Origin of the sequence: Gordonia sp. Z-3 (genome assembly GCF_036233855.1) — a bacterium.
In the GTDB taxonomy this organism is placed as follows: Bacteria; Actinomycetota; Actinomycetes; order Mycobacteriales; family Mycobacteriaceae; genus Gordonia; species Gordonia tangerina.
In genome coordinates this window covers 244983-250982 of record NZ_JAZARS010000001.1, presented here as the reverse complement: position 1 = coordinate 250982, position 6000 = coordinate 244983, and the positions used below count along the sequence as shown (strand labels likewise).

Below are 6000 nucleotides of genomic sequence, written 5' to 3'. Positions count from 1 at the left end.
CCGGCTCAACCGCTGGTCGAGTAGCGACGTGCCAGCGCAGCGAGCCCGGCTCAACCGCTGGTCGAGTAGCGACGTGCCAGCGCAGCGAGCCCGGCTCAACCGCTGGTCGAGTAGCGACGTGCGAGCGCAGCGAGCCCGTCGCGTATCGAGACCGGACCCCCGTACACACAAGTGAACTACCCGAGGAATATCGGGTCGCGCCGCGGCCGTTGTCTTGGGTAGCATCAGAAATCGCGACTGGCGTAGCCGGGATCGACCGGCGTGGAGCGAACTGAGTCAGACATCGACCGCCTGGGTGTCTGCGACGGTGAACGCTGGAGGACAGTTGCCATGAATTCCCGCACGCAACCCGACATGAACGGCGCCCGCCATCGCGTCGTCATCATCGGATCCGGATTCGGCGGACTGACCGCCGCACGACAGTTGGCGAAGGCCGACGTCGACGTCACGGTGATCGCCCGCACCACCCATCACCTGTTCCAACCGCTGCTGTATCAGGTCGCCACCGGAGTCATCTCTGAGGGACAGATCGCTCCCCCGCTGCGAGTGATCCTGCGCAAGCAGGACAACGTGCGTGTGGTGCTCGGTGACGTGGAGTCCATCGATCTCGACGGTCGCACCATCACCAGCCGACTACTCGAGCGCGTCACCACCACGCCCTACGACAGCCTCATCGTGGCCGCGGGCGCCGATCAGTCCTACTTCGGCAACGACCGGTTCGCCGAGTTCGCCCCGGGTCTCAAGACCATCGACGACGCACTCGAGTTGCGTGGCCGCATTCTCGGCGCGTTCGAGCAGGCCGAACTGTCCACCGACCCCGAGGAGCGGGCGCGCCTGCTGACCTTCGTGGTGATCGGTGCCGGTGCCACCGGTGTGGAGATGGCCGGGCAGATCGCCGAGATGGCCAACCGCACACTGCGCGGCGCGTTCCGCAACATCGACTCGGCCGATGCGCGGGTGATCCTGCTCGACGCCGCGCCCACCGTGCTGCCGCCCTACGGCGGAAAGCTCAGCAAACGGGCCACGGACCGGTTGGCGCGCAACGGCGTCGACATCCAGCTGGGTGCGATGGTCGTCGACATGGACTACCACGGTCTGGTGGTCACCGACGCCGACGGCACGCGTCGGCGCATCGAGAGCCAATGCAAGGTGTGGTCGGCCGGTGTGGCGGCCAGCCCGCTGGGACGCCAGTTGGCCGAGCAGAGCGGCGTCGAACTCGATCGGGCCGGCCGGGTGAAGGTGGGCCCCGACCTGACGGTGCCCGACCATCCCGAGGTCTTCGTCGTCGGCGACATGATGGCCGTCGACGGCGTCCCGGGCATGGCGCAGGGCGCGATCCAGGGCGCGAAGTACGCGGCGTCGGCGATCAAGAATGGCCTCAAGGGGACATCACCCGAGGCGCGGAAACCGTTCTCGTACTGGGACAAGGGCTCGATGGCCACCATCGCCCGGTTCAGTGCGGTGGCGAAGATCCCCGTCCCGGGCACATCACGCCACATCGAGCTCGCGGGTTTCCTGGCCTGGATCGGATGGCTGGTGCTGCACCTGGTCTACCTCGTGGGCTTCCGCAATCGGTTCACCACACTCGTCGACTGGTTCTTCGCGTTCACCAGCCGCAGTCGTACGCAGCTGGCCGTCACCGAACAACAGGTATTCGCGCGCAACGCGATCGAGGAACTAGAGGAACGCACTCGGCTCGACGACGCCGCCTGAGCGTTCCTCGGTACACGTCATAGAGTTCTTCCCCCAGGTATCGTTTCGTCCCCCTCCTGCTAGTGGGGGACGAAATGATCTCTGGGGGAAGAACTCTTAGCTGGCGTCGCGCGTGCGTACCACCTTGCCCGCCTCGCGGGCCTTGTGCGCCCAGGTGTCGCGGGCGTCGGGCGGCAGTGCGATGAAGATCGCGTCGATCTCCGGGTCATCGATGAGGTCTTCGTAGATGCCGTAGCTGACCATGATGCCGAGCCGATCGGCGATCTCCCAGGCCACCGCCGTCGACGAACTCGCCACCACTTCGATGGGTCCGGTCAGCACGCCGGGTGTGCCGAGTTCGTGCACCAGATGATCGTCGCATTCGTCGGCGAGCAGTCCCCAGCGGAGCAGGTCCGGCTGCGATGAGCCCGACAGCGCGTCGTCGGGCGGGGCGGTCGTCGCGCGGACCATCAGTTCAGGCTCGAGCGACCGGGCGCCGTAGAAGCCGCACCCACCTGTGTCCGGGCGGTCCGGAGAATCCCCGACCAGCGACTTGACCGCGTCCACCGCCGCCGCGGCGAGGCCGGGTACGTTCTGGCGGATGGTGGTGAGATTGAGATGTCCGAGTACCGCGTGCGGCCCATCGTCGTAACCGACGACCGACATGTCGTCGGGCACCCGGATGCCACTGTGCCGCATGACGTCGATGAACCCGATCGCCATCCGGTCGTTGGCCAGGAAGACGGCAGTCGGCAGGTCGCCCTCGGCGAGGAGCCGTTCGGCGGCCAGCGCACCCGCTTCCTCGGTGTAATCACCCACCAGGGTTCGGCATTGGTCGCGGTAGCCGGCCGCCGCCATCGCCCCGAGATAGCCACGCAAGCGCTCTGACGCACACGGGTGGTCGCCACCTTCGACATGCGCGATCGAGGTGTGCCCGAGGTCGATGAGATGCTGCACCGCCAGCTGCGCACCGCGCCACTCGTCGGTTCCCACCGTGACCGCCCTCAGGTGGGGAAGTCGTTCGCCGAGGACCACGATCGGGACCTTCACGTCGAGCCGGTCGTCGTATTCCGCACCGATCACGATCACGGCCACACACCCCTGCTCGGCGAGATCGGCGACCGCGCGCGGTCGTCCACGCGACGATGTGTGCAGCCCGAGCGCAAGTTGGTATCCGGCCGCGTCGGCGGATGCGTACAGGCGGTCGACCAGATCCGCCTCGAACGGGCTCGTCGCCCCGAACACCACCCCGATCAGCCGCGACATCGCGTACCTCTTTCTGTTGTCACACAACGTGTGTCACACAACCTGTGTCGCACGACTCGCGTCACGACCTCGCGCCCCGCACCGGAACACTAGCCCACCACAAGACCCGCCCGGCCAAGAATCGGCCGAGCGTGCCTCGGGCGGATTCACCGGCTCAGCGCCGCAGCTCGTGGCTCAACGTGTCGAGCTCGTCTCCGCCGGCCATCTGCTGGGTCAACTCCTCGAGCGTGATCTCGTCGTAGGTGCAGTCCAGCTTCTGGCGCCCACGATTGAGCAGGACGAAGTGGTCGCCCACCATGTGCGCATGATGCGGGTTGTGTGTGATGAACACGACGCCGAAACCCTGATCCCGAGCGGCCGAGATGTAGCGCAGCACGGTGCCCGACTGCTTGACACCCAGCGCGGCGGTCGGCTCGTCGAGGATCAGCACCCGAGCTCCGAAGTAGATGGCCCGCGAAATGGCCACACACTGACGCTGACCACCCGAGAGCGAGCCGATGGGCGCATCCACATCGGGGAGGTCGATGCCCATCTTGTACAGCTCTTCCTTGGTCGTCGCCCGCATCGACTGGATGTCGAGCATCCGGAAGGGCCCCTTGCGGAGCTCTTGACCCAGGAAGAAGTTGCGCCACACCGGCATCAACCCGACCACCGCGAGATCCTGGTAGACGGTCGCGATGCCCTTGCCGAGCGCGTGCTTCGGCGATTCGAGGTGGGTTTGGGCACCGTCGATGAGCAGGTCGCCTTCGGTCTGCTGATGCAGCCCGGCCATGATCTTGATCAGGGTGGATTTACCTGCACCGTTGTCGCCGAGCACGCAGGTGACCTCGCCGGCGTGCACGCGCAGGTTGATGCCTTTGAGCGCGATGATCGCGCCGTAGGATTTGCCGACGTCCCGGAGCTCGATCAGCGGTACCTTGCCACCGCTGGAGTCCGACTCGGAACGGGTTTCGATGGCTGAGCTCATTGTGCGATCACCTCTTGGCCGCGTAGTTGCGGAAGCTGTTGTTGGCGATCACCGCGAAGAGCAGCATCGCACCCATGAAGAATTTGAACCAGTCGGGGTTCCATCCGGCGTAGACGATGCCCTGGTTGACCATGCCGAAGATGAAGGCGCCGATCGCCGCTCCGACCGCAGTGCCGTATCCGCCGGTGAGCAGGCAGCCACCCACGACGGCGGCGATGATGTAGAAGAACTCGTTGCCCACGCCCTGACCGGACTGCACCGTGTCGAAAGCGAACAGCAGGTGCATGCCGACGAACCAGGCACAGAAGCCGACGAACATGAACATACCGATCTTGACTCGGGTGACCGGCACACCGACGGCCCGCGCCGAGTCCTGGTTGCCGCCGACCGCGAAGACCCAGTTACCCACGCGGGTGCGCATCAGCACCCAGGTCGCGACGAGGGTGAACAGAATCCACCACACCACGGTCATCCGCACCGACACCCCGAAGAGCGTGAACGACGAGGCGAACACCTTGTGCGCGGAGTCGAATCCCTGCATGTCGGAGATCGACGGGGTGGCCACCTGGCCGGTCACCAGCTTGGTGACCGCCAGGTTGATACCGGTGAGCATCAGGAACGTCGACAGTGTGATCAGGAACGAGGGGATCCTCGTCTTCATGACCAGGAAGCCGTTGAAGAAGCCGACGGCCAACGCCAGGATCAGCGCGAGGAACGCTCCGAGCCACACATTGAGATGCAGGTTGTAGGCGAGCATCGATGCGGCCAGCGACGAGAACGTCACCGCGACACCGGTGGAGAGGTCGAACTCGCCACCGATCATTAACACCGCGACCCCGCAGGCCATGATGCCGATCGTCGAACTCGCGTACAGCACTGTCGCGAGTGCCTCCGGCGTTCGGAACGGCGGCGCCACGATGAGGAAGAAGATGAAGATGGCAATCGCACCGAACAGCGCGCCGATCTCCGGCCGCAGCAGCAGCCGCTGCAGGGGCTTCTGGCGTTTCACCCGTTCGTCGGTGACGGGTTTGTGCGTGGACAGGTCGAGATCTGCTTGAGTACTCATGGTTTCCCTCCAGCGGCCCGCGTCAGCGGGTGCCGTTCTCGGCGTATTCGGCCACGGCGTCGATGTTCGACTCGTCGATGAAGGCCGGTCCGGTCAGCACGGCCTCGCCGCCGCCGATGGTGTTCGCATTGGTGAGGTTGAGCCAGAGAGCGTCGACGGCCTCATAGCCCTGCACGTACGGCTGCTGATCCACCGCCCACTTGACCTCACCGTTCTGGATCAGCGGAACCAGCGCGGCGTTGGTGTCGAAGGTGACGATCTCGGCCTGTGAGCCGGCGTTGCCCTTGGATTGCACCGCGGTCTGCGCAATGGGCGCACCCAGGGTCACCACGGTGTCGATGGACGGATCCTGCTGCAGCTTCGCCGTCATCGTGGCCTCCACCGACGGCATGTCCTTGCTGTTCACGTTGAGGATCTCGAAGCCACCTCCGGTGAAGCCCTGACGCACACCGGCGCAGCGGGATTCGAGTGCGACCTGCCCCTGCTCCTGGATCACGCAGAGCACCTTCTTGCGACCCTCCTGGGTCAGACGTTCGCCGGCAGTGCGGCCGGCGAGGGTCTCGTCTTGGCCGAAGTACTGCTGCACGCCCATTTCCTTCCAGTTGTCGAAACCGGAATTGAAGGCGACGACCGGGATGCCGGCGTCGATCGCGCGTTGCACGGCCGGAGCCATCGCGTCGGGCTTGGCCAGGGTCAGCGCGATCCCGTCGACCTTGCTGTCGATGGCGGTCTGCACCAGGTTGGCCTGATTGGGCGCCTCCGGGTCCGACGAGTATTGCAAATTGACGTTGTCCTTCTGGGCGGCCATCTCGGCGCCCTTTCGGATCAGGTCCCAGAACGAGTCACCCGGCACCTCGTGGGTGATCATCGCGATCGTCAACTCCGGGGTGCCCGCGTTGCCGGTCCCGCCACCGTCGCCGCCGTCATCGTCAGGGGCACCACCCGTGCTGGAACAGCCGGCCACGATCAGCATCGCGGATGCGCATGCGGCGGCGATTGCGGCGAGCCG

The 6000-nt window shown here is 65.7% G+C and carries 5 protein-coding genes and 1 riboswitch; of the genes, 1 reads left to right on the top strand and 4 read right to left on the bottom strand.

Annotated features, from left to right (window positions below; translation table 11 throughout):
- Positions 1 to 223: 223 nt before the first annotated feature.
- Positions 224 to 304, top strand: a riboswitch (ZMP/ZTP riboswitch).
- 26 nt (positions 305 to 330) lie between these two features.
- A complete protein-coding gene (locus VX037_RS01040) occupies positions 331 to 1713 on the top strand; it encodes an NAD(P)/FAD-dependent oxidoreductase (RefSeq protein ID WP_328712926.1) in 1383 nt (460 codons plus the stop codon).
- A 96-nt stretch (positions 1714 to 1809) separates the two neighbouring features.
- Here the strand turns inward: VX037_RS01040 and VX037_RS01035 are convergent, their stop codons facing one another.
- The 4 genes from VX037_RS01035 to VX037_RS01020 form a co-directional block, all read right to left on the bottom strand.
- On the bottom strand, positions 1810 to 2958 hold the full coding sequence (locus VX037_RS01035) for a LacI family DNA-binding transcriptional regulator (protein WP_328712924.1): 1149 nt from the start codon (positions 2956 to 2958) through the stop codon (positions 1810 to 1812).
- Between the two features lie 154 nt (positions 2959 to 3112).
- Positions 3113 to 3925, bottom strand: coding sequence for an ATP-binding cassette domain-containing protein (locus VX037_RS01030; protein ID WP_235725110.1), 813 nt, complete (start codon positions 3923 to 3925; stop codon positions 3113 to 3115).
- 7 nt (positions 3926 to 3932) lie between these two features.
- Positions 3933 to 4991: an ABC transporter permease gene (locus tag VX037_RS01025; RefSeq protein ID WP_328712923.1), complete on the bottom strand. Its 1059-nt coding sequence runs from the start codon at positions 4989 to 4991 to the stop codon at positions 3933 to 3935.
- A gap of 22 nt (positions 4992 to 5013) precedes the next feature.
- Entirely contained in the window at positions 5014 to 5964 is a 951-nt protein-coding gene (locus VX037_RS01020; protein ID WP_442903625.1) for a substrate-binding domain-containing protein, read from the bottom strand.
- Positions 5965 to 6000: the final 36 nt, after the last annotated feature.

Bases quoted from the DNA above. Each gene is read 5' to 3' on its own strand.
- VX037_RS01035 (WP_328712924.1), bottom strand. From the start codon at position 2,958: ATGTCGCGGCTGATCGGGGTGGTGTTCGGGGCGACGAGCCCGTTCGAG.
- VX037_RS01020 (WP_442903625.1), bottom strand. From the start codon at position 5,964: ATGCTGATCGTGGCCGGCTGTTCCAGCACGGGTGGTGCCCCTGACGAT.
- VX037_RS01025 (WP_328712923.1), bottom strand. From the start codon at position 4,991: ATGAGTACTCAAGCAGATCTCGACCTGTCCACGCACAAACCCGTCACC.
- VX037_RS01030 (WP_235725110.1), bottom strand. From the start codon at position 3,925: ATGAGCTCAGCCATCGAAACCCGTTCCGAGTCGGACTCCAGCGGTGGC.
- VX037_RS01040 (WP_328712926.1), top strand. From the start codon at position 331: ATGAATTCCCGCACGCAACCCGACATGAACGGCGCCCGCCATCGCGTC.